We start from the raw sequence: 1,713 nt of genomic DNA on the forward strand, positions 1-1,713 counted from the left end.
CCGCGGCACTTTCGAGACCGGACAAAACAAACACAACGCGGCGGTCGCCCTGTTTGGCAGAGCCGACAAGCCCGTAGCCCGCTTCTTCGGTGTGGCCGGTTTTCAGCCCGTCCGCGCCGATGCCAAGCCCCAGCAGCGGGTTGCGGTTGGTCTTGTTTTGCGGCGCGCGCCCGTCAAACAGGAATTCGCGCTGCGAGAACATCGGGTAGTACTGCGGGTAATCCTCGATCAGGCGGGTGGCCAGCAGCCCCAGATCGCGCAGCGACATGCGGTGACCGGCGGCAGGCCAGCCGTTGGAGTTCGCGAAGGTCGAGTTGGTCATGCCCATCTGCTGCGCCCGCTGGGTCATCAGGCGGGCAAAACCGGCCTCTGACCCATCGGGGCTCAGCGCTTCGGCGATTACGGCACAGGCGTCATTGCCCGACAGCACGATGATGCCGCGCAGCAGGTCTTCGACCTTTACGCGGTCGGTGGTGTCGAGAAACATGGTCGACCCGCCGTAGGACATGGCGTGCTGCGACACGGGCAGTTCCTCTGTCAGGTCCAGCCCGCCATTGCTTTTGCCCCGCTCGATCGCCTCGAACGCCATATACAACGTCATCAGTTTCGACATGGAGGCCGGCGGCAGCGGTTCATCCGCGTTCTTGGTCAGCAGCACGGTGCCGGTGGTCTGGTCGACCACATAGGCCGCGCGGGCCTGTGTCTCGAACGCGTGCGCGGGCAGGGCCAACAGAAGGGTCGCAATCGTGGCTGCAAAAATACGGATCATGGCAGTTTCCTTTGGCGGTGGGTCAGTTCGACACGGCGTAGGCGTCAGAGAACCCTTCGGTCTTGATGGATTTCAGCAAATTGGTCAGTTCGGATTTCGTCGCCGCAGGGCCGACGACCACGCGCCAGAACGGCTTGTCGTTGATCTCGCTCCGTTTGACGGTGGGCAACATGCCCGCGCTGCGCATCTGGTTGGCCGCGCGTTCGGCATTTGCCTCTACGCTGAAAATGCCGATCTGGACAAAGGGTTTGGCCAGCGAAGACGCAGGTTTGGGGGCCGCGGGTTTCGGGGCCGTAGGGGCAGCGGGTTTGGCCGCAGCAGGCGCGGCATCAATCGCGGCACCTGCCGTGACAGCAACCGGATCAAGCGTGGTTTCTGTCACTTCCGACGGGGTTTCAATCGTGCCTTCGGGGGTTGCGTCGGGGGCAGGGGTGTCGTCGACCTCCTGACGGCGCAGGGCAGTGACGTTCAATGGCGCAGGGGCACCCGCCAGAATACCAAGGGCCGCCGCCGCATCAGAAGACATCTGCAGCTTGGGCCCGGGCAGATCGCGTTCACGGCGGAACAACGCGCCGATGACGAATTTGCCATTGGCCTCGTTGCGGATGATCACCCGTTCGGGATCTGTGACATCGGGATGCGCGACCCAGACACCGCCAAGGCTGGGGCGTCCGTCCCAAAGCCCCTGATCACTGACCGAGAAAACCTCGGGCGCTTCGACGTCCCGCTCCACCAGCTTGGTCGAGCTGGACGCCACCGCAGCAGAGCCTTTCTGACCGCCGGTCAGATTGCCGACCGCATCGCAGCCCGCCAAAGTCGTCATCATCAGCAATACCCCTACCGTGCACCGCAGCGGCCGGTTGCCAGAAAAAGGGTGTAGCCTGAGGCTGTTCATGTCCGTCGTCCTTGCCTGCTGGCGCGGCGTTGTCCGCCGCCGCCTGATC

Annotated in this window: 2 protein-coding genes; both read right to left on the reverse strand. The window is 63.8% G+C overall.

The window, feature by feature from the left end; all coding sequences use genetic code 11:
• On the reverse strand, positions 1-769 hold a 769-nt coding region (locus tag B4F27_RS03785; RefSeq protein WP_286758908.1), incomplete at its 3' end, for a D-alanyl-D-alanine carboxypeptidase family protein.
• A gap of 22 nt (positions 770-791) precedes the next feature.
• A complete protein-coding gene (locus B4F27_RS03790) occupies positions 792-1,595 on the reverse strand; it encodes an SPOR domain-containing protein (protein WP_286758909.1) in 804 nt (267 codons plus the stop codon).
• Positions 1,596-1,713: the final 118 nt, after the last annotated feature.

The sequence above is a fragment of the Sulfitobacter sp. UBA1132 genome, assembly GCF_002311545.1.
GTDB classification, from domain to species: domain Bacteria; phylum Pseudomonadota; class Alphaproteobacteria; order Rhodobacterales; family Rhodobacteraceae; genus Sulfitobacter; species Sulfitobacter pontiacus.

Coding starts and splice junctions, on each gene's coding strand:
- B4F27_RS03790 (WP_286758909.1), bottom strand. CDS start 1,595: ATGATGACGACTTTGGCGGGCTGCGATGCGGTCGGCAATCTGACCGGC.